This is a genomic window from Nonomuraea sp. NPDC049129, assembly GCF_040648495.1.
Lineage (GTDB): Bacteria > Actinomycetota > Actinomycetes > Streptosporangiales > Streptosporangiaceae > Nonomuraea.
The window spans coordinates 122,975-142,973 of record NZ_JBEZDU010000018.1 but is presented as its reverse complement, the minus strand read 5'-3'; the positions used below and the strand labels follow the sequence as shown (position 1 = coordinate 142,973).

Genomic DNA, 19,999 nt, shown 5'->3' with positions numbered 1-19,999 from the left:
GGCCTGCTGGAACACCTCGCCATCCCCTACACCGGGTCCGGCGTGCTTGCCAACGCCCGGCGATGCACAAGACCGCCGCCAAGACGATAGTCGCCGCGCACGGCGTCAGCGTCCTCGTCCTGCCCGGCCACGTCATCGACGACGAGAGCTCCTGCCGAGGTGGTCGCCAAGGACCTGGCCGACGCTATCGAGCTGCCGGTCATCATCAAGCCGGTCTCCGAGGGCGGCTCCATCGACATGCGCCTGGCCCGCGGCGAGCACGACCTGGCCACCGCGATGGACGAGCTGCGCCATGACGGCACGCCTCCCGCCCCGGAAGTTGCCTCCTCCTGGTCCTGGCGGGTCACATCACCGCCGCAGTCGCCCGGCGCAGCGGTCTCCAGCCGCCACCGTCCAGTTTGGTCAGCTCCGCCTCCACGTCGACGGTTACCAGGGCGCGCTGATCGTCACAGCTCCGGGTCGTCGTCGGCGGTGGGGTCGCGCAGGTCCCGCAACCGGCCGGGCAGTTCCGGCCGGTCGAACGGGTACGTCCCATGAAAGTTGATGTGTTCCCACTGCAGCGGTGACAAGTGAGCCCTGATCTCCGGGCCGATCTTCATGCCGCCGGCGGCGAGTTTCTTCACCGCGGCGTCGATATACAGCGAATTCCAGAAAATGATCGCGTTCAAACCGAGGCCGAGCGCGCCAAGCTGGTCCTCGATACCGCGTTCATAACCCCTGCGCAACTGGCCGTGATGGGCGAAGAACACCGCCCGCGCCAGTCCGTTGCGGCCCTCCCCGACGTTCAACTGGGCACCCATCATCCTGCGGTAGTCCTCCAGGTGAGCGACGTGCAGCAGGTGCATCGACTTGAAAATCCGGCCGTAGTGCGCGAACGCGTGGCCGAGGCCAGTGGTGCGGCCGTTGGCCGTCATCATCTTGATCAGGTCGTAGGCGCGGACCTTGTTGGTGACCAACGAGCCGGCGACCTGGAGCATCTGCGGCCAGTGCTGCTTGATCAAAGCGATGTTGACACGGCGCAGGTTCAGCTCGGTCAACCGTCCGTACCCGGCGGCCGCCGGGGTGGTGCGCTTGTCGGCCGCTCCGACGTCGGCAGGATCGATCCACCACTGCTGAGCATCGCCGATGTCGGCGATCCGGGGCGCGAACTGGTAGCCGCAGATCGCGAACAAACCGAACACAATGTTGGAATATGACGCCGTATCCGTCGTCAGGACAACCGGCCATCCTTGATCGTGATGGCCGGGTTGGCCTCCAGGCTGTCGGCCAGCTCGCGATAGATCCCGTCCAGGTCGCCGGACAGTTTCCGCAGATGCTCGGCCGGGTCGGCGGGAAGGCCGAGCGCGGTCAGGATGCTCGGCGCGTGCACGCTCCACAAGGCGTCCGGGATCAGCTTGGCCCGCGGGTCGCCCGACTTGTCCGCGCCGACGGCGTACACGTCCTTGCTGCGCAGCGCAGACCACAGCGCCTCCAGGACGCAGAAGGTGTAAGCGTGCCGGTCGATCAGCCGCTCGCCGAGCTCGGGATTGTCATACACCAGCCGCCGCCACGACCCCGCCACCAGATCCTTATGCGCCGCGATGTGCTGCACCCCGGCGTGCTTGCCGTACGCGAGCACACGAGGCAGACCCCGCAACGCCGCGACCACACCGGCACCGGCGTCGGTGCCGCCCCAGGGGATCGTGTCGGCCAGCAGCTCGACGAACCCGCGCACCGAGGCGAACCGGTTCGTCAGCTCCGCCCGCCACGCCAGATCCTCATCCTCACCGGCCGGAGGCACCAACTCCTTGATCACCGCGAGCGCCGCTTCCAACTGCTCGATCGGTACCACCGACGCGATCCGTGCGATCATCTCCGACGCGGTCGTCTCCCGCACCACCGGCCCCGACTCGGCGCTCTCCTCAGCCTGGTCATCGGGCTGCGGAGGCTGTTCCTGCTGGGTCATCGGGGTGTCCAGCACGGCCCGCAGCGCCGACTCGGCCTGCAGCGCGGCCTTGCGCAACTTGGGCAGCGACTTCAGCTTCGCGTTCTTCTCATCCCGGCTCGCCCTCGCCAGCAGTTTCGTCGACATCAGCAGATCGAACAGCAGTAACGCGTCATCGACCGACACGCCCTCCAGATTCCGCATCGTCGCCAGCAACGTCGCGACCCGCCGGCTCCCCTTCAACTGCCCGATCTTCGGCGCCTTCGCCGACATCCCGTAGGCGGCCAGCTCCGTCAGCTTCACCGGAGCGACCCCGCCCGCATCCACCGCGCCCGCACCGAACGCCCACACCGCCACCGACCGGTTCAACGCCTCCTTCATCCCCGCCCCGGACACCACCGACACCGCCGTCCGCATCCACTCCAGCGGCGACACCTTCTTCCCTGTCGGCACGACCAGAGTCTCCAGCAGTTCCCGCCGCATCTCCACCGGCGTCTGCTCCACCAGATGCTCGTTGACCGCAGCCAGCCGCTCCGCCCGCACACTCGTGACCAGCGCCGCCAGCGTCGTGATCCCCGGCAGCAACACCCGGTTCTCGATCAACCACACCACCGCCCGGTCGAACAGCTCACGCCGAGAATCCCGCGTCTGCTCCGCCCGCGACGCTACGAACACTCGCAGCTCCGCCTCCGCCTCCGCGAACTCCCGCAACTCCAACAGCTCGCGGATCTCCCGCGCGTGCTCATGCTGGGTCGGAAGCCGCTCCGCGTAGTGCTTGATACACGAAGGATCCGCCACCCCGAGCTGCTCGGCGACGTAGTCGACCGCCACATGCGGGACATCGCCAGGATCGGCCAGAAACGTGCCGAGCATCCGCACCGTCCCCCACTTCAGACCCCAGCCGAGCCGGTTGTGCGGACCGCGCTTCTTCGCCACCTCCACCAACGCGTCCGCGTCCAGATAGAAGAACCGCTCCAGATCCTCCGGCGACGGATCAGTCAAGAACCGCCGATAGCGGGCCCTCTGCTCCTCGGACAAGTACTGAAACGACATAAACCGCGACGGTATGAGATCAATGACCGTCTACCACCCGGTACGCCCAAACCGAGATCAGCCCGACCGCGACGCCTCAACCCGCAACCCCCTGACCTGCGGCGGAGGCTTATCGTTCAATTCCGGCCGGATAGTCCCAAAACCCCAGGTAGGCGCGCTCTCCGTCAGTGAAGATCATGGCATCAGTCTGCGACTTCAACCACGTTTGAGGTCAAGCACTTCGGCCAAGCACCGACGTCCGGGGCGACGGCTCACACCAGCGGCCTCATTGCGGAGATCGGGCGTACTTGATCCCCTTAGCGTCGCTGGGCCGTTCCACTGCTGCTCAAGCCCCGAACCACACCAAGCAGCCGCATTCACCCATCCGAAACGATCACGAACCGCAATCGTGATCTCCCACCCGCTACCTGGCGGCTGGGGACATCTTCGGTTGGCGAGCGGAGGGCCTATTACCAGCGCTACCCGCGTCGGGGCGAACCGCTCGGGACCGATTGCAGTAGGTAATCCCTCATCGCCGAGCGTGCGATGACCGGAGCGGCCGCGACCGCCATCGTGCCGGGTTAGGTTCCCGTCACCTTGGTGGGCGCTTTTTCGAGGTGACCTATGTCCGGCGACAACAAACGCTTGGCAACGCTTGACATCTCTTGGCAACGCCCGATAACCGGGACCACAAGGCCGCCGCTTTGGGCGTGAGCGGTCCTCGGGGCTCCACAACCCCCTTGTCGCGCGCAGCGAACGGCGCACTCGCCTACGCTGATGAATAGCTTGCAGTCGCATCGTCCGCTGGCAGGTCGGTCACCCCGGGGGAGGCCTACCGGCACCGGGCCCCCGGCAACCGCCCGGATCGGAACGGCGAGTGACGGTAAGCCGCGCCCCGACGCCTCGCTAACGCCACGACCGTTCCATCGCTGCTCGACCCCCGTATCCGTTGGAAATTTCTGCATTGCCGCCGGGCTGCCTGCACGGTGCCTGTCGGCACCGCGAGATCCAGGCCGTCCAGCGCGGTCACCCCGCGATAGCCCTTGCGTAGCCCCTCGGCGAGGATCGCGGCTTTGGATCAGCTCATACTTCTCGCCCCTCTCGGTCAGGAATCGTCGCCCTCGGTCAAGGCCCGCAGCACCTTGGCCTGCTCGACGTCGGTGCCCTCGGCCCGCATCCGGGCCGCCTCCTGGGCGGTGAAACCCGCCGAACGCCAGGCCGCCACCTCGTCGATCGGCACCCCGGCGCGCCAGAACTCAGTCATCAGGGAAATAGCGTCCTGCCCCGAGACGAGCACCCGTTCGGCCTCACGGGCGGACAGGCCGAGCGCGTCGAAGACCCGTGCCTGTCCCGCCTCGATGCCGCGTTTCGCCCACTCCACCGCGGCGCCGGTCCAGCCTGCCTCAACGTAAGCGCGGGCCCGGCCGGCCGGGACGCCGGCCCGCAGCAGCTGACGCATGCTGCCGGAGCGTTCCTCGTCGGCGAACGCATCGCCCGGCTTCTCGCCCCAGCGCAGCAGCCGCCACAGCCAGCCGCGTGGGTGCGGGCGTTCCCCGGCGAGGTGCCGGTCGGCCGCCTCCTGGGGGGAGTAGCCCAGCTCGCGCCACTGCACCGCCTCCCGCGGGGTCATGCCGGCCCGTAGCCACAGATCCACGGTGTACGGGGTGGCTCCGGCGGTGCGCCACGGCCGCGCGTCAGCGGCGGTGTAGACGCCGGACTTGCGCCACCGCTTCGCGTCGTTGATCGAGAAGCCGTGCTCGATCCACTGCCGGGCCTCGGCGACGGTGAAACCGTGTTGCCGCCACTCGTGCAGCGGCTCGGGGCTCGGCTCGTCAGCGTAGCCGGTTGTCATGACTCTCCTTTCGCCGACGTCCGCCGCGGCAGGTCCGCCGGGAGGCGGGCCACGGACGCCCAGTCGGGCGCGTGCCCACCGTCGCCGATCAGGCAGACCAGCACATGTGTCGCAGGGCGCTGCTCGGGCCACGGCGTCTCGCCGTCGGTCAGCACGATGACCAGGTCGGGACGGGGCCGCAGGGCCATCGCCGCGGCGATGCCGGCCCGCATGTCGGTGCCGCCGCCACCGGCCAGTTCGATGTCGCTCGCCCGGCGCACCACCTGGACGGGGTGGGGGTGGACGTCACAGCAGAACGCCCGCAGCCGCCGGTTCGGCCCGGTCACGCCCTCGATGATCCCGGTCACCTCGGCGAGCAGCCGGTTCAGCACGTCGTTGGTGACGCTGCCGGAGGTGTCGATCACCAGTACGGTGTCCGGGACCGCGCGCACCATCGAGGGGAGCACGATGTCGGTGTACGCGCCGACGCGGCGCGACGGGCGGCGATAGCTGAAGTCGACCTGCCCGGCCACCGTGCTCACCCCGCGCCGGATCATCGCGCCCAGGCGGGTCCGCCAGTTCACCGAGGGGCGCAGGCGCTCCTCGGCCCAGCGGCGCCACCCCGACGGCACCTCGCTGCGCGCGCTGATCCTGTCCTGGATGCCGGCCGCGATGGAGCGTTCGAGCAGTTCCCGGTCGAGCTGGGTGAGCCCGTCGCCGGATCCGCTGTCCTCGTACGTGCGCTCCTGCCCGTCCACGGCGCTGCCGCAGTCGATCGCCTCGGCCAGTGCCCGCCCGCCGCGGCCCATCGCCTGGGCCAGCACGTCGAGCATCGGCACGTACTCCTCAGCGGTGCAGTTGGTCGGAAGGCCCAGCTCGGTGGGCGACACCACGCCCGCCGGGCCGCGCAGGTCCTCGGCCTCCAGGTCGTCGTTGATCTCGGCGTCGGCGGCTTGGTTCCAGCGGTGGGCCTCCTCGTCGCGGACCGCCCCGGCGGCGTGGCTCACCTCGTGGTCCGCTTCCGGCCGCACCGGCGAGCGGGCCGCGTGGCCGCGCACCAGATGGCCCACCTGGTGCAGCATCCACCAGCCGACCTCCTCGACCGGGGTGGCCAGCGCGGTGCCCGGTTCCACGTACAGGTTCCACCGGGTGTCGGCGGGAAAGGCGCGGAAGTCAGGGTCGGCGACGGGCACGCCGGTGTCCTCGTCCAGGGCCGATTCCAGGATGACCGGTTTGAGGGCGAAGACGGCCGAGGCGAGGTAAGGCGCCTGGTGCGCCGCCCACAGCCGCGCGGCGGCGATGCTGGCGCGCACCGCCTCTTCGTAGGCGGGAGCGCGGGGGCCGTCGGCGCTCATGGCATGAGCCCCGCCGAGCGCAGTACCGGCGCGAGTTCGAGCATCGTCTTGGGCAGGGCCGCGCCCTCGGGCCGGGAGCGGGCCAGCGGCCGGGCCGCGGCCGCCGCCACGTCCGGCGCCGTGCGCGCGACCCGGGCCATCACCGCCCACGCCCGCTCCCACGTGTCGGCCGTGCCGTCCGATTGCACGTATGCCACCACCGCGGCTAGCAGGGCATGCAGCCGATCGAGGCGTTCGGGCAGGCGGGCCTGGGGGTCGTTCAGCAGGGTCTTCGGGTCGGGCAGGTCAAGGTTGCGGCGCCAGGAAAGCAGCTCGAACCCGGCCGCCTCACCGACCGCGCCGAGCACCAGCTCGGCCAGGACCAGCTCGCCGGCGCCCATGTGCTCGCACGCGGCGACCGCCCGTGCGGCCATCTCCCAGCTACGCGGGCTGGGCCAGCCGCGGCCCGCCCGGTCGGGACTGTCGGGCACCGCCAGCACGAGTTCCGGCCGTACCCGCAGGAACGCCCCGACCAGCGCCCGTGCGCCGGCGACCTCGGCGGGCCCGGCTGTGTCCTTCACGTCGAACTCCGGCACGGGGAACCCGCCGACGAAGCCCTCGGCGATGTCCTCGGCCGAGACCGTCCAGTTCAAGTGGATGAGCCGGTTGGCCAGCGGCGCGGACAGGTCCCAGCCGTCGGCGGCCTGTTCCGGCGGGTTGGCGGCGGCCACGATCCGCACCTTGTCCGGCAGCACCAGGTCACCGACCGTGCGCTCCAGCACCACCCGCAGCATGGCGGCCTGCACGGCCGGCGGCGCGGTGGTCAGCTCGTCGAGGAACAGCAGCCCGCCGTCCTCGGCGGCGAGCCGTTCGGCCCATCGCGGCGGCGCGAACCAGGTGCTGCCGTCACGCAGCACCGGCAGCCCGGAGAAGTCGCTGGGCTCGCGGATCGAGCCGACCACCACCTCGACCGGCAGGCCGACGGTCGAGCCGAGCGCGGTCACCACGGACGTCTTGCCGGTACCCGGCGCACCCCATACGATGACCGGCAGATTGGCCGTCACCGCGACCGCGAGAGCTTCTCGTGTCACTGATGGTGCCGCCATTGTCGTCCTCCTCGTCGGCCGCCCAAACCGTTTCCGGGCAGCATGTATCGGAACGTCGAGCCGTGACGCTGACGTTCGGTGTGGTGTCTGTCGGCTATTCCTGGTTGCGGAACAGGCCCCGGCCGCCGTACTTCTTGTGCACCGCCTGCTTGCTGATGCCCAAAGTGGCGGCGATCTCCGTCCTGCTGTTGCCCTGGGCACGGGCTCGGCGGACCGTCACCGCCTCCAGGCGCGCCATCTCACGGCGGAGCTCGGCGATGGTCGCGAGCGAGTCGATCGGGTTGCCGGCGTTCACCGCCTGGGCGAGCACTGTGATGCGGTCGGGCTCCGTACCGTCATCCTAGGTTGACGACCGGCGCGCGTCAACCAAAGATGACGGCCGACAGAGATCAGGTCCCTCCGGGTGCACCACGGTCCAGCCGTCTGGCACGTCGATGAACACCGGCCAGGGCGAGCGCTGGCCCTCGTCATTCGCCAGCGCCAGGTAGCGGACCGCCCGGGTCCTCGAAGGGGTTGGTCATCGCGTTTCTTCCTTTCCGGCTGGGTTCGCCCCAGGACCGCCGCGTCCGTTCCGCAAGGGGCGGACCAGTTCCTGCAGGCCGACCCCGCGTCGAATACGCCCTCACTCCGCTGGACGCTGACCTCGTCGACCACCTCATGCCCCTGGTCACCTGGGTCGCCCGCCACGACGTCGTCATCACCTCCGACCTGTATTTCACTGGGCGCCTGAACCGTGACCGACCGCCGACGCTGAGCCCGCCGCAGCATCACTGTCGCTGAACACCCACCCGCTCGCTATCGACCGAGACACGGGCTGGTGTTCATGTCCGCCCCCACCCCTCACGCAGGCCGAGCGGCTCCCGAACTAAACGACAGGCGCGCAGCTCGGAAGCATCTGAAACGGCTCCCGGAAAAGCCGACATTCGGCTCTCGTTTCCACCGACATAACCAGCCAGCCCTCGGCGGCTCGCGAACGCCACTGACGGTTCGGTTGCTGCTCAAGCCCCGAGGCTGTTGCGGCGCCCCCTCCGCCTGTCGTCGAGCCTCCGTCTGCGGCCAGGGGCGACCCGACTTCGTCACAGCTGTGCTCGACGATCACCTCGGAGGGTGAGGGTCTTCACCGGGTCGTACGTGGCCGGTCTCATAGGCAGCGACGACCGCCTGCACCCTGTCTCGTACGCCCAGCTTGGCGAGCACATTGGACACATGTGTTTTGATCGTGGCCTCGCCCAGGTACAGCCGGCCGGCGATCTCGGCGTTCGACATGCCACGAGCCATCAGGCTCAGAACGTCTCGCTCGCGCTCCGTCAGCGTGGACAGTATTTCGGCGCGGGGCGTACGCGTGGGCGTAGCCGCGGCGAACGACTCGATGACCCGCAGCGTGACGGAGGGGTCGAGGAGGCCGCCGCCGGACGCCACGGTGCGCACCGCCTCGACCAGTTGTTCCGGAGGCGAGACCTTGAGGAGAAACCCGCTCGCACCGGCCCGTAGCGCTCCCTCGATGTAGCCGTCCTCGTCAAAGGTGGTCAAGATCACTACCTTGACCTCCCGGTGCGCGGCGAGAACACGCCGTGTGCCTTCGATGCCATCGACGTCCGGCATCCGGATGTCCATGAGAACGACGTCCGGACGCGTCCGTTGGACGACTTCGACGGCGGACGCTCCGTCTTCCGCCTCACCCACGACATCGATGTCGCGTTGGGCGGTGAGAATCATCCGCAGACCAACGCGGACCATCGCCTGGTCGTCGACGAGCACGACCCGGATGCTCATGGCCACCTCCGTCGGATCGGGAAGCACGCGGTCACCGCGAACCCGCCCTCGGGGCGGGGGGCCGCCTGAAGGGTTCCGCCGAATATCGCGGTACGTTCGCGCATACCGATCAAACCGTGCCCGCCGGTGCGGTCCGCACCGGGCGGGTGGTCGGCCCGGCTTCCGGGGAGCGCCGCCCCCTCGCCTGTCGCCTCGCCTGCCCCGTCATCGCGCACCTCGATCGTCACGGTGTCCGCCGCGTACCGGATGGCCACCTCGGCGTGGCCGCCGGGCGCGTGCCGCAGGACGTTGGTCAACGCCTCCTGGAGCACCCGGTATGCCGAGACGTCCAGCGCCTGGTGCAGAGGCGTCGGCACGCCTTCCACCCGCAGTTGGGCGGGCAGACCTGCCGCACGTACATCGGCGATCAACTGCTCGGCCAGGGCGAGTGACGGCGTCGGCGCTGTAGGGGACTCCGAACCTGATTTGCGCATGATGCCGACGAGTGACCGCAGTTCCTCGACGGACTGGCGTCCCAGCCGCTCAAGCCCGAGCATCACCTCACGCTCGGCCGGCCGGTGTTCCAGTACGTCCTCCAATTGACTCCGCAGGCCGCCGATCTGCAGCGTCATGATGCTCACCGAGTGGGCGACCGCATCGTGGATCTCCCGGGCTATGCGGGTCCGTTCCTCTATGACAGCGGCGTGCGCCACCGCCTCCCGCTGGGCGTCCAGGGTTGCCGCCATCTCGGCGAAGGCACGGCTGCGTCCCTGCTCGCGCTGCACCAGGACGCCGCTCCACCAGCCCACAACGAAGATCAGTGGGAAGAAGACGTTCACCCAGGAGAACCCGGCACGCATCGTGTCGGAGGCCGCGTATATCAGCATGGCGGCGATGAGAGCCCAGCGCGACCGGCGGACAGGCTCCCCGAAGCCGGCCCAGCCGACGGCGAGCAGCGTGGAGATGAGTCCGACCCCGCCGGGCCCGGGGATGTCCAACAGGATCACAACGGGGTAGAAGGCGGCGACGACGACGGTACCGATGGCCGGCCGCCATCGGGCCAGCACCAGGCCCATCGGAACCCAGGCGGCGACCACGCTCAGGTGAACCGGCGTCGGGTCGAAACGCTCGTTCGACAGCGCTTCGACGACCGCGAGCACCCCCATCGTCGGCGGCAGCAGCCACGCCAGAAGCCGCAGGTCACCCGGTCGCCGTCCTCGCATGCTGCAAATGCTAAGCGTGACGGGGCGCTGGTGGTTCCCCCCTGCGACGGAGGGACCGGCCACCGTCTTCCCCCTCCCGGCGGAGGCGGATCAGGCACTTGACTGCGGAGGCGCGTTGAGAACGAGGTGAGTGACGATCGATCACATCACCGACCGGCCCGCCAACGGCCACGGGGCGATCCTCGAAAGGATGTAAACCATGACCACCAGCCCGTTCGTTCCCGGAATGGACCACGGCAGGAAGTCCACCGCCGCCATCGAAACCGCCGAACCACCCCTCAGCACCCGCCGGCGAGGGGCTCTGCATCTCCTCGCCGGGACCGCTCTCATCGCAGGCCCCGTCCTGTTCGCCGCCGGCATGGCGACCACACCGGCGGCCGAGAACCTCGACGGCGTCGTGTACATCGCCTCTCTGGGGCGCGACGCCACCCAGACCCAGGTCTCCGCGCTGTTCCTGCACTACGCGAACCTGCTGTTCGGGCTGGGCATCCTCGCCGGTCCGGCACTCGTGCGCAGCCGCCGGGGCTTCTGGCCGGTACTCACCGGATCCGTGCTCGCCGCCATCGGCTTCGCCAACCTTTCCGGCATGCTGCTCAGCGACTGGTGGAACCTCTCGGCCGCTACGCACCTCACTCCGCACCAGGCCGCAACCGTGTTCCAGGGATTCCAGCAGTCGTCGTTGCTGGCGCTGTGGGACGGCACCACTCCGTTCAACCTGCTGGGCCCGGTCCTGGTCCTCGTCGGGCTCCTCCGCGCCGGTGTCGTGCAGTGGTGGACGGTGCCGCTGTATGTCGCCGGCGTCGCCGGCCTCATCATGATCCCGGCCGACCTCCCTCTGGCCACCGCAGCCGCGGTGCTGGTGGGTTTCTCGCCGCTGGCTCTCATCGGCCTGCGCCTCGTCGGACGCTATCGCGCCGGCACGATCTGATCCCGTCACTGTGGCGGCCCTCGCCGCCGTTACGGGCGCCGTGGTCCTGCCGCGAGCGCGGTGAAGGACAGAAGGAGTGCGGCGGTTCGCGGCGGATCCTCCACGATCGGCGTATGCCCCACCCCGGGCAGCAGTTTGACCGTCGCGCAGTGACCGGCCCTGCTTCCGGAAGCAGGGCCGCTAGCAGCGCGACGCCCCCGCTGAACAGGCGGGTAGCAGGTATCAACCCGTCGGCGACCTGACCCCGGAACCGGCTCCCACGGGTGTCAGCGACCCGGGCGCGTGCTGCTGCCGACACAGGTAACGTCCGCGTTCATCGTCGGTGTCCGCTCGCGCGCCTGTACGGGAAAGGGCGCCGGGCCGCGGCGTACGGCCCCGATGCGGGGAAGAACGGGTACATATGTACCCGGGCCGGATCCGGTGGGCCGAGGTCGTTGAGCAGGCCCGAGTGGTGATCGCCGCCTATGAGGGCGGGGTGACGCTGCGGCAGTGCTTCTACCGCCTGGCCGTGGCCGGCGTCATCCCGAACACCGCGGCGGCCTGCCGCAAGCTGTCGGCTCACCTGGCCGAGGCGCGTCGGCGCGGCGCTTTCCCGGACCTGATCGACGCGGTGCGCGCGATCCACGCCCCGCTCGCCTACACCGACCCCGGTGAGATCCTCGCCGACGTGCCCGAGCTGTACCGGCGCGACCGGATGGAACACCAGCCGGTGGCGCTATACCTGGCCGCGGAGAAGGACACCTTGCGGGCCCAGATCACCGGCTGGACCGCCGAGTACGGGCTGCCGGTGCTGGAAATTCCCTGTCACTCGTAGATGCCGCCGATGCGCCGGAGCGAGCGGCGGTGCGCAACCTTCTCCCCGTACCGCCTTCCAGATTGACATTGCTAGATATTTCAGTCATGTTTGAAATAACTAGCAGCAAGTATGGAGCCAGCCATAGAACACGTGACCTTCAACAGCCTCGGCACCCGCTGCGCGGGCGATCTCTACCTGCCCGAGACGAGCGACCCGGTCCCCGGGCTGGTGCTCGGGCACAGCGGGGTGATGGTCAAAGAGGCGCTGGCGTTCTTCGCGCCCTACTTCGTCAAGGCCGGCTTCGCGGTGCTGGCCATCGACTACCGCACGGTCGGCTCCAGCGAAGGCGAGCCGCGCGGCCTGGACTACCCGGAACGGCAGGCCGAGGACTTCCGCAGCGCCGTGTCCTACCTGCAGACCCGCCCCGAAGTGCAGCCGGAGCGGATCGGGGTGTGGGGGGTGAGCATCGGCGGCTCGGTGGCGGCCCAGGCCGCCGTGCTCGATCGGCGCATCAAGTGCGTCGTCGTGCAGAGCCCCAGCGTGTGGAACGGATGGCGCTACCTGGAACGCCTCCTGGGCCGTACCGGTGTCCACGCGCTGCGCGACCAACTACAGCAGGACTGGCAGCGGCGCTACGAAGGCGGGCAGAGCGCTCGCGTGCCGCACCTGACGCTGGAGGGCGACAGCGTGAAGGACACCCCGGACATGTCGACCCGCCTGTTTCCCGCCTACCGCAACGAGAAGACCCTCGACTCGGCCGAGCACCTGCTCACCTTCGCACCGGACAACCTCATCCACCGGCTCGCGCCGACGCCGCTGCTGATGATCGCCAACGGCGGCTGGGACCCGTACCACATGCTCGAGGAGGCGCAAAGCGCCTTCTCCAAGGCGGGCGAGCCCAAGCGGCTCGCGGTGCTGCCCTACGACGTGCTCGGCCTCTACACCGGCCCGGGCCTGGAGGAGGCGATGGCCCTCGCGATCGACTGGTTCGACCTCTACCTGCGCAGGACCCGGCTCGCGGACATCACCCCGACACCCACCTACGAGTCGGTGGCCGCCATGACACAGTGAACCGGCACACGATCAACAACGGAGGAGGATCCGACGATGAGCGGCGAGGAACAGCAGGACCGGCTGCTCCGCTGGGTGGAGCGGGTGGCCGCCTTTTGCGTCGAGGAGTGGGGGCTGCCGCCCATCACCGGACGCATCCTCGGCTGGCTCATGATCTGCGATCCGGCCGAGCAGTCCGCCGGGCAGATCGCGGAGGTCATCCAGGCCAGCCGGGCCTCGCTCACCTCGAACATGCGGTTTCTCACCGCCATCGGCCTGGTCAAGAAGGTGAGAAGGCCCGGCGATCGCGTCTCCTACTACCGCATCGAAGACGACGCCTGGCAGAAAGTCATCCAGCGCAAGCTCGAAAGCCTGAGCGCGTTCGGCGAGATCGCCGACGAAGGGCTCGACATCGCGGGCGGCGAGGGGCACCGCACCGAGCGCATCAAGGCCGCCCACGACTCCCTGACGTGGCTGCAGAACCTCGCGGCCCGTCATCCGCTACGCCGTTAAGGAATCCCCATGCACCGCTGGCAACCCAAGCTCGGGCTGATCCAGGAAACGCTGCTGCTCACCCTCTATGCCAGAGCCCTGGACGCCGGGCAGCCCAGCCCGATCCTCGGCGACACGCTCTCCGCCGACCTGGCCGGCGACATCGATTACGACTTCGGCAAGCTGAAGGTCAAGCCCAACCTCGTCCTCACCACGGCACTGCGCGCCAAGAAGCTCGACGACGTCGTACGCGCCTACACCGCCGCTCATCCCGGATGCGTGGTGCTCGACCTGGGCTGCGGCCTGGACACAAGGGTGTTCCGCTGTGATCCTCCGCCCGGCGTCGACTGGTACGACATCGACTTCCCGGAAGTGGTGCACCTGCGGGCCGAATGTCTGCCCGGCCGTTCCCACCTGGTCGGAGCCGACCTCACCAGCTCCGACTGGCTCACAGCCATCCCCGGTGACCGGCCGGCGATGATCGTCGCCGAAGGGCTGCTGCCCTTCATGCCCGGCGACTCCTTCCAGGCGATGACCCGCGCGCTGGCCGGCCATTTCCCTTCAGGCGAGCTCGCGCTCAACGGCTACACCCGCTTCGCCGCCTGGGCCATGAAGTACCACCCGACCATCAAGGCGCTCGGCATCAAAGCCGCCCAGGGCTTCGACGACCAACACGAACCAGAGTCCTGGGACGCCGGCCTCGAACTGATCGAGGAGCAGATCCTCACCCGCGCACCGGAAATAGCCCGGTTCCCGCAACCCCTACGCGCGCTGACCCGTCTCACCGCCCGCAGCACGGCCTTGTCGCGGCAAGGGGCCCGCATTCTCCGCTACCGGTTCTGAGGCCGTGCGGGGGGCGGAAACAACGCCCTGCAAGTGGTGCGGGCCGGCTGACCTCCGACCACCGCGGTTCGACGCGGAGCGTGGGGTGGATGTCGACCTCAGCGACCCAGATTGCGCAATCTCGGAGGTCATAAGTTGCGCCGGGACGCCACCACCTCCTATCTTGGAATAGTCGTTCCAAGATAGGAGGTGGTCAGATGCCCGACATCAAACACTTCGATCCCGACGCGACTCTGGACCAGGTGGTGAATCTGTTCTGGCAACGTGGGACCGACAGCACCGGCATCGCCGATGTCGTCCAGGCGACCGGGCTCAGCCGCTCCAGCCTGTATGCGACCTTCGGCGGCAAAGCGCAGCTGCAGGCCGCCGCGCTGGACCGCTATCTGGAGCGGCAGTCGCGGCCGGTGTTCGAGGCTCTGGCCGCCGACACCCGGGGCGTGCCGGCCATCGTCACGTTCTTCGAGCGGCTGGTAGCGGCGCGGTGTGCGGGGGAGCACGCCCGCTGGGGGTGCCTGGTCACCAACAGCCACGCCACGGCGAGCGGTGGCCTGCCGGACATCCGCGAGGTTCTGGATCGCCACCACGACGCACTCCGGGCGGCGATGCGCGCCGCGCTGGAGACCGCGCGCGCCGACGGCCAACTCCGGGCCGACCTGAATGTGGAGGCGGCCGCCGAAGCGCTGACTCTGCAGGCCTACGCGGTCAACCTGCGTTCGCGAGCCGGCGCCGAGCCGGCCGTCCTGCTGGCGGGCGTGCACGCCGTAATTGACGGTTTCACCACTACCGAGGAGAGATGATGAACGGTTTTCGCACCTATGACGAAACCGACGCCCCCGAGGCCGCCCGTCCCATGTTGGAGGCGGCCAAGAAGCGGATGGGGTTTGTGACCACGCTGAACGGGGTGATGGCCGAGTCGCCGGAACTGCTGGCCGGCTACAACGCGCTGGCCGAGCAGTTCGGCAAGTCGTCACTATCCCTGGCGGCCAAGCAGGTGGTGCTGATCACCGCCAGCGTGGAGAACGGCTGCGAGTACTGCGTGGCCGCCCACTCCACGCTCGCGCTGCGTGCCCGGGTGCCTGCCGAGGTGGTTCAGGCCCTGCGCGCCGGCCAGCCGATCGCTGACCAGGCGTTGGAGGCGGTGCGCCGCCTCACCCAAGCGGTCGTGGCGCAGCGGGGCTGGGTGGCCGAGGCCGAGATCGAGACGTTCCTGGCCGCCGGGCACACCCGCCGCCACGTGCTGGACGTCGTGCTCGGCGTCGGCATGAAGACGCTGTCGAACTACACCAACCACATCGCCCACACTCCGCTGGATCCGGCCTGGGCCGATCAGCAGTGGAGGCGGGAGCAGGCGACGGCCTGACCCGTTGCCTGCTCCGCCATGCTCACCGTCATCAGCCCCCCGTAGGCTGCTTGATCGCCTGCTAGACACCCGGTGGCAGGCGCCGCGCGGGTGACGCGGCAAGGCCCGGATGCCGCGCTATCCGGGGCCTGGTATCTCGCGCGTGGGGTGGCCGCCCCGCGGTTCGCCGGTGACCCAGTTCCAGCTGGTGATCGTGGTGCGCATCAGGCGGGCGGCGGTCGACAGGTGGCTGTCGGCGCCCCAGTACAGCGTGATCGCGCGACGGCAGTCAGGGCTGTCGACGGTGATCGCGGCGAGGGGAACGCGGACCGAGGTGTGCCGGGCGAAGGAGGGGACGAGGCCGATGCCGAGCCCCGCCCCGATCAGGTCGGCGATGGCACTGGGCTCGTCGACCTCACAGACGACCTTCGGTGTGCGGCCTCTGGCGGCGAAGAGCCGGTCGAGGAGCCGGCGCTGCCAGTGCCCCTTGCGGGCGGCGACGAAGGGCTGGTCGGCGAGTTCGTCGATGCTCACCGAGGTACGGGCCGCCAAGGGATGGTCGAGTGACGTGGCCACCCACACCTCCTCATCGAGCAGCTGAACCGCCTCCAAGCCCTCGGCGTGAATCGGCTGCGAGGCGACACACAGATCGACCTCTTGGGCCCGCAGGTGGCGGGCCATGTCCTCGGCCGCCGCCCAGCGGAGTTCGACCTCGATGGTGGGATGAGCTCGCTTGTAGGCCGCCAGCGGCCCAGTGAGGGTGAGGAACGTCTCCGACGCCAGCCGCACCGTGCCCACGCCCTCGCTGGTGGCCTCGGCGACGGCTCGCCGGCCCGCGTCGAGCTCGCCGAGAGAGCGTTCGACGTAGTCGCGGAAGAGCTTGCCCGTGTCGTTCAGCCGGAGCCGGCCGCTGCGATCGAACAGCGGTGTGCCCAGTTCGCTCTCCAAGCGGGCGATGGTACGGCTCAGCGATGGCTGGGCGACGCGCAGCTCGTCGGCCGCGCGGCTGAGGTGTTCGAGCCGTGCCACCACCAGGAACTGCCTGAGCGTGTTCAGCTCCATCATGCCCCTCAATACATAACAGCATAGCGATATTGATCTTAGACAAGATAACCCACGAGCCATAGCGTCGATGCCGAACAACGAAAGGGGGACATCCCATGCTCACCATGCCCGCGCGTCGGACGACACCGACGGGGTGGACACTGCGGGCCGTCGTCAGCGCGCATGTGGTGGCGGTCGTCGGCCAGCCGGTGTTCGCCGGGGCGTACCTGACCGGTGACTTCGACAGTCTGCGCTGGCACGCGGTCGGCGCCGACGTGGTCACCTCCATCGGCTACCTACAGGTGGCCGTGGCGATCGTGGTGTGGATTCGGCTGCGCCGGGTCTGGCCGTTCCTGGCCACGATGGCGGTGGTGGCGGCCGAGACCGTGCAGTACTTCGCCGGGTTGGACGGCGCGCTGTGGTTGCACATCCCGTTGGGTGTGATGACCGTCGCCGCGCTCGTCGTACTGTTCATCGCCGTCTGGCTGGGCGGCGGTTACGTACGTGACGACAAAGCGCCGCGGCGGGAGGTCCACCATGCGTGAGGGTGTGACCCGGCGCCGGGTTCTGGGCATCGGCGGGGCGCTCGGGCTGATGGCGGCCACCGGGCTGTCGGCGTCGGCCGCGCTGGCCCGCCGGCCGTCGATCACCGGTGCCGAGTTGCGCAGTGCCGTACCGCTGCCGCCGCCGTTCCACGTGCCGCTGCCGATTCCCGCCGTGCTGGCGCCGGTCGACACCTCGGGCGGAGCCGACCGGTACGAGATCACCCAGCGTGAAGCGAGCGCGGAGATCCTGCCCGGGGTCAGGACACCGCTATGGACGTACGAGGGCACCTTCCCCGGGCCGACGATCGAGGCGCGCCGCGGCCGGCCGATCACCGTGACGCACCACAACGAGCTACCTGTGCCGACCGTCGTACACCTGCACGGCGGACGGACCCCTGCGGCTTCCGACGGGTACCCGACCGACCTCGTCCTGCCCAACGGCCGGCCGCAGGCAGCCTCGCACATGGGGCACGGCCGCGATCCGCGGGCGGCAGTGACCGAGCTGACGCGCGACTACACCTTCCCGCTGGATCAGCGACCCACGCTGCTGTGGTACCACGACCACCGGATGGACTTCACCGCCCCCGCGATCTGGCGCGGCCTGGCCGGGCTGCAGATCGTCCGCGACGACGCCGAGGACGCCCTCGGCCTGCCCTCGGGGCGGCGCGAACTGCCCCTCATGATCGCCGACCGGGCGTTCGCCGCCGACGGCGGCCTCGCCTACCCCGCCCTGCGCGGGCGGCCGGGAGTACAGGAGCCGTATCTCGCCGGGGTCCTCGGTGACGTGATCCTGGTCAACGGCGCGCCCTGGCCCGTGCACGAGGTCGACGCGGCCCGCTACCGGCTGCGCGTCCTCAACGCCTCCAACGCCCGCCACTACGAGCTCGAAGCGGTCAGCGACGACGGGCGCCCGCTCGACCTCGTCCAGATCGGCGCCGACCAGGGACTGCTCGCGGCGCCGGTCACCCACCGGTTCCTGCCGATCGCGCCCGCCGAACGCTACGACGTGATCATCGACTTCACGGGCCTGCCGGTCGGCAGCCGGGTGAGAATCGTCAACCGGCTGGGCACCGGGCGTACCCGCGACGTGATGGCCTTCCGCGTCGCGCGCAAGGCCACCGACGACAGCCGCATCCCCGGCATCCTTTCCACGGACCTGCCGGACTGGCACCGCTCGCAGGCCGTCAGGACGCGCGAGTTCTCCTTCCGCACCGGGCGAATGGGCGGCGACCACGGCTGGCTGATCGGCGGGCTGCCGTTCGACCCCGCCCGCTCCGATGTCACCGTCGGTCTCGGCGAGGTCGAGGTGTGGCGGCTGGTCGCCGACGTCCATCACCCCGTCCACCTGCACCTGGTCGGCTTCCGGGTGCTCTCGCGCGGCGGCCGGCCGCCGTTGCCGCACGACGCGGGACTCAAGGACACCGTCTCACTTCGGCCGGGCGAATCGGTGGAGATCATCACCCGTTTCGACGGCTACCGCGGCCGTTACCTCTTTCACTGCCACAACGCCGAACACGAGGACATGGGCATGATGGCCAACCTTGAGGTCGTCTGACTTTCCTACGCGCGAGGTTTGGCCTTTCGGGCGCAGACCAAGTACGGGAGAAAGGGACAGTGGCCCATTCCGCGCTGACGAAACTGCTGGTCAGTGGGTACGGCGGCGGGGTGCCAGGACCTCGGTGACCTTGGCGATGGCCTCAGCACCGGGTTTGACGTAGCGCATGGCGGTGCGGGGGTTCTTGTGGCGGGTCTTGCCCATGATGAGCTGCAGCGGGACTTCGGCGTCGCCGAGGTGGGTGGCGGCGCTGTGGCGCAGCTGGTGCAGGTCGAGCCCGGCGTACTTCTCCAGCAGGACGCGGGCGCGGTCGTAGCCGAGGCGGGCGCGGCCGGTGTGCGGGCAGATGTCGGCGGCCGCAGGGCGGCGGGCCGGGACGGGGCGGCGTTCGGACAGGAACAGGGGACCGTGCGTGCGGGTGCTGCCGTCGGGGAGCCGGAGCAGGTGGGCGGTGCCGCTGTCCCAGTAGACCCATTCGATGGCGCCGCCCTTGGAGCGGACGGGCGCGCGGCGGTGCTCCAGATCGAGGTCCTCGACGTTCAGAGCCAGGATCTCCGCGGCTCTGGCCGCGGTTTCGTAGAGCATCCGCCACAGCGTCCGCTCGCGAAGGGGGATGTTGCGGCGCGAGAGCAGCCGGTGGAGGGTGGTCTTGGCCACGGCGCGGGTCTCGTCGGCGGATTCCTTGCGGTGCTCAGCCTCGGCCGGGACCGAGGGGGCGGCCCAGTGCTTCTTGGTCTGGCACCAGGTCAGCCAGGAGGTGATGGCGGCGCGGTTGCGGTTCCAGGTCGCCGGCGCGGACTTGCCCCACAGCTCGGTGAGCGCGGTGCCGATCTCGGCGTCGGCGACTTCGGTCAGCGGCCGGTCGCGGCCGAGCCGGGTGATGACGCGGTCGATGGCCGAGGCGTAAGCGCGGTGGGTGTTGGGGTTGGCCGTGCGCGCCGTGGCGAGGAAGGCGTCGGCGGCCGCGGTGAGGCTGACGTCTCCACCGCGCAGCGCGGCGATCTTCGGTGCGGCGCTCACGCTGACCGCCGTGCGCCGCCCGGCGTGATGTACCGGATAACGTGCCGGAGTCGCGCACGGCCCGGTCGAGGGGTTCTGCTGGTCGCCGCGCCGTCATGATCGCTCATGTACGTGATTCCTTTATCAGGTACATCTGGAGGGCGGCGCGTAAGGCCGGGAAGGCGGGATCCTGGGTTCGGCGGGCG

At 69.5% G+C, this 19,999-nt stretch carries 21 protein-coding genes; 9 read left to right on the top strand and 12 right to left on the bottom strand.

Annotated elements, in window-relative coordinates; translation table 11 throughout:
• Positions 1 to 26: 26 nt before the first annotated feature.
• The 10 genes from AB0B64_RS41880 to AB0B64_RS41835 form a co-directional block, all read right to left on the bottom strand.
• The gene (locus AB0B64_RS41880; protein WP_358185119.1) at positions 27 to 347 is read right to left on the bottom strand and encodes a hypothetical protein; all 321 of its coding nucleotides are present in this window, start codon (positions 345 to 347) and stop codon (positions 27 to 29) included.
• 99 nt (positions 348 to 446) lie between these two features.
• The gene (locus AB0B64_RS41875; protein ID WP_358185115.1) at positions 447 to 1,181 is read right to left on the bottom strand and encodes a Tn3 family transposase; all 735 of its coding nucleotides are present in this window, start codon (positions 1,179 to 1,181) and stop codon (positions 447 to 449) included.
• A 29-nt stretch (positions 1,182 to 1,210) separates the two neighbouring features.
• Complete coding sequence (locus tag AB0B64_RS41870) at positions 1,211 to 2,977, bottom strand: DUF4158 domain-containing protein (protein WP_358185111.1); 1,767 nt, start codon at positions 2,975 to 2,977, stop codon at positions 1,211 to 1,213.
• Positions 2,978 to 4,061: 1,084 nt separating this feature from the next.
• On the bottom strand, positions 4,062 to 4,808 hold the full coding sequence (locus AB0B64_RS41865) for a hypothetical protein (protein ID WP_357955285.1): 747 nt from the start codon (positions 4,806 to 4,808) through the stop codon (positions 4,062 to 4,064).
• Positions 4,805 to 6,142, bottom strand: a complete 1,338-nt coding sequence (locus tag AB0B64_RS41860; protein ID WP_358185108.1) for a VWA-like domain-containing protein — start codon at positions 6,140 to 6,142, stop codon at positions 4,805 to 4,807. Before AB0B64_RS41860 ends, AB0B64_RS41865 begins: the two co-directional genes overlap by 4 nt.
• The gene (locus AB0B64_RS41855) at positions 6,139 to 7,212 is read right to left on the bottom strand and encodes a MoxR family ATPase (RefSeq protein ID WP_358185105.1); all 1,074 of its coding nucleotides are present in this window, start codon (positions 7,210 to 7,212) and stop codon (positions 6,139 to 6,141) included. The genes AB0B64_RS41860 and AB0B64_RS41855 overlap by 4 nt, the downstream gene beginning before the upstream one ends.
• Positions 7,213 to 7,321: 109 nt before the next feature.
• Positions 7,322 to 7,522 carry a hypothetical protein gene (locus AB0B64_RS41850; protein WP_358185102.1) on the bottom strand — a complete coding sequence of 67 codons (201 nt, stop codon included), beginning with the start codon at positions 7,520 to 7,522 and terminating at the stop codon, positions 7,322 to 7,324.
• A 45-nt stretch (positions 7,523 to 7,567) separates the two neighbouring features.
• A complete protein-coding gene (locus tag AB0B64_RS41845; RefSeq protein WP_358185255.1) occupies positions 7,568 to 7,705 on the bottom strand; it encodes an MbtH family NRPS accessory protein in 138 nt (45 codons plus the stop codon).
• A gap of 617 nt (positions 7,706 to 8,322) precedes the next feature.
• On the bottom strand, positions 8,323 to 9,000 hold the full coding sequence (locus AB0B64_RS41840) for a response regulator transcription factor (RefSeq protein WP_357955277.1): 678 nt from the start codon (positions 8,998 to 9,000) through the stop codon (positions 8,323 to 8,325).
• Positions 8,997 to 10,202: a histidine kinase gene (locus AB0B64_RS41835; protein ID WP_358185099.1), complete on the bottom strand. Its 1,206-nt coding sequence runs from the start codon at positions 10,200 to 10,202 to the stop codon at positions 8,997 to 8,999. The genes AB0B64_RS41840 and AB0B64_RS41835 overlap by 4 nt, the downstream gene beginning before the upstream one ends.
• A gap of 199 nt (positions 10,203 to 10,401) precedes the next feature.
• Between AB0B64_RS41835 and AB0B64_RS41830 the strand changes: the two genes are divergently transcribed.
• The 7 genes from AB0B64_RS41830 to AB0B64_RS41800 all read left to right on the top strand — a co-directional run bounded on the left by AB0B64_RS41830 (position 10,402) and on the right by AB0B64_RS41800 (position 15,671).
• On the top strand, positions 10,402 to 11,130 hold the full coding sequence (locus tag AB0B64_RS41830; protein WP_358185096.1) for a hypothetical protein: 729 nt from the start codon (positions 10,402 to 10,404) through the stop codon (positions 11,128 to 11,130).
• A gap of 400 nt (positions 11,131 to 11,530) precedes the next feature.
• Positions 11,531 to 11,944 (top strand): hypothetical protein, encoded by a 414-nt coding sequence (locus AB0B64_RS41825; protein ID WP_358185094.1) that lies wholly within the window; start codon positions 11,531 to 11,533, stop codon positions 11,942 to 11,944.
• Between the two features lie 111 nt (positions 11,945 to 12,055).
• A complete protein-coding gene (locus AB0B64_RS41820; protein ID WP_358185091.1) occupies positions 12,056 to 12,997 on the top strand; it encodes an alpha/beta fold hydrolase in 942 nt (313 codons plus the stop codon).
• Positions 12,998 to 13,033: 36 nt separating this feature from the next.
• Positions 13,034 to 13,489: a transcriptional regulator gene (locus AB0B64_RS41815; RefSeq protein WP_357955267.1), complete on the top strand. Its 456-nt coding sequence runs from the start codon at positions 13,034 to 13,036 to the stop codon at positions 13,487 to 13,489.
• Between the two features lie 9 nt (positions 13,490 to 13,498).
• Positions 13,499 to 14,311, top strand: a complete 813-nt coding sequence (locus tag AB0B64_RS41810; RefSeq protein ID WP_357955265.1) for a class I SAM-dependent methyltransferase — start codon at positions 13,499 to 13,501, stop codon at positions 14,309 to 14,311.
• Between the two features lie 197 nt (positions 14,312 to 14,508).
• Complete coding sequence (locus AB0B64_RS41805) at positions 14,509 to 15,108, top strand: helix-turn-helix domain-containing protein (protein ID WP_358185088.1); 600 nt, start codon at positions 14,509 to 14,511, stop codon at positions 15,106 to 15,108.
• Complete coding sequence (locus AB0B64_RS41800; protein ID WP_358185086.1) at positions 15,105 to 15,671, top strand: carboxymuconolactone decarboxylase family protein; 567 nt, start codon at positions 15,105 to 15,107, stop codon at positions 15,669 to 15,671. The genes AB0B64_RS41805 and AB0B64_RS41800 overlap by 4 nt, the downstream gene beginning before the upstream one ends.
• Positions 15,672 to 15,788: 117 nt before the next feature.
• Here the strand turns inward: AB0B64_RS41800 and AB0B64_RS41795 are convergent, their stop codons facing one another.
• Positions 15,789 to 16,715, bottom strand: coding sequence for a LysR substrate-binding domain-containing protein (locus AB0B64_RS41795; RefSeq protein ID WP_358185083.1), 927 nt, complete (start codon positions 16,713 to 16,715; stop codon positions 15,789 to 15,791).
• Between the two features lie 104 nt (positions 16,716 to 16,819).
• Here AB0B64_RS41795 and AB0B64_RS41790 point away from each other — a divergent pair, with 104 nt between their 5' ends.
• Both AB0B64_RS41790 and AB0B64_RS41785 read left to right on the top strand, forming a co-directional pair.
• The gene (locus tag AB0B64_RS41790) at positions 16,820 to 17,239 is read left to right on the top strand and encodes a hypothetical protein (RefSeq protein WP_358185080.1); all 420 of its coding nucleotides are present in this window, start codon (positions 16,820 to 16,822) and stop codon (positions 17,237 to 17,239) included.
• Positions 17,232 to 18,794: a multicopper oxidase domain-containing protein gene (locus AB0B64_RS41785; RefSeq protein ID WP_358185077.1), complete on the top strand. Its 1,563-nt coding sequence runs from the start codon at positions 17,232 to 17,234 to the stop codon at positions 18,792 to 18,794. Before AB0B64_RS41790 ends, AB0B64_RS41785 begins: the two co-directional genes overlap by 8 nt.
• A gap of 90 nt (positions 18,795 to 18,884) precedes the next feature.
• On the opposite strand, the gene AB0B64_RS41780 is transcribed toward AB0B64_RS41785, so the two are convergent.
• The gene (locus AB0B64_RS41780; RefSeq protein ID WP_358185074.1) at positions 18,885 to 19,814 is read right to left on the bottom strand and encodes a site-specific integrase; all 930 of its coding nucleotides are present in this window, start codon (positions 19,812 to 19,814) and stop codon (positions 18,885 to 18,887) included.
• Positions 19,815 to 19,999 lie beyond the last annotated feature (185 nt).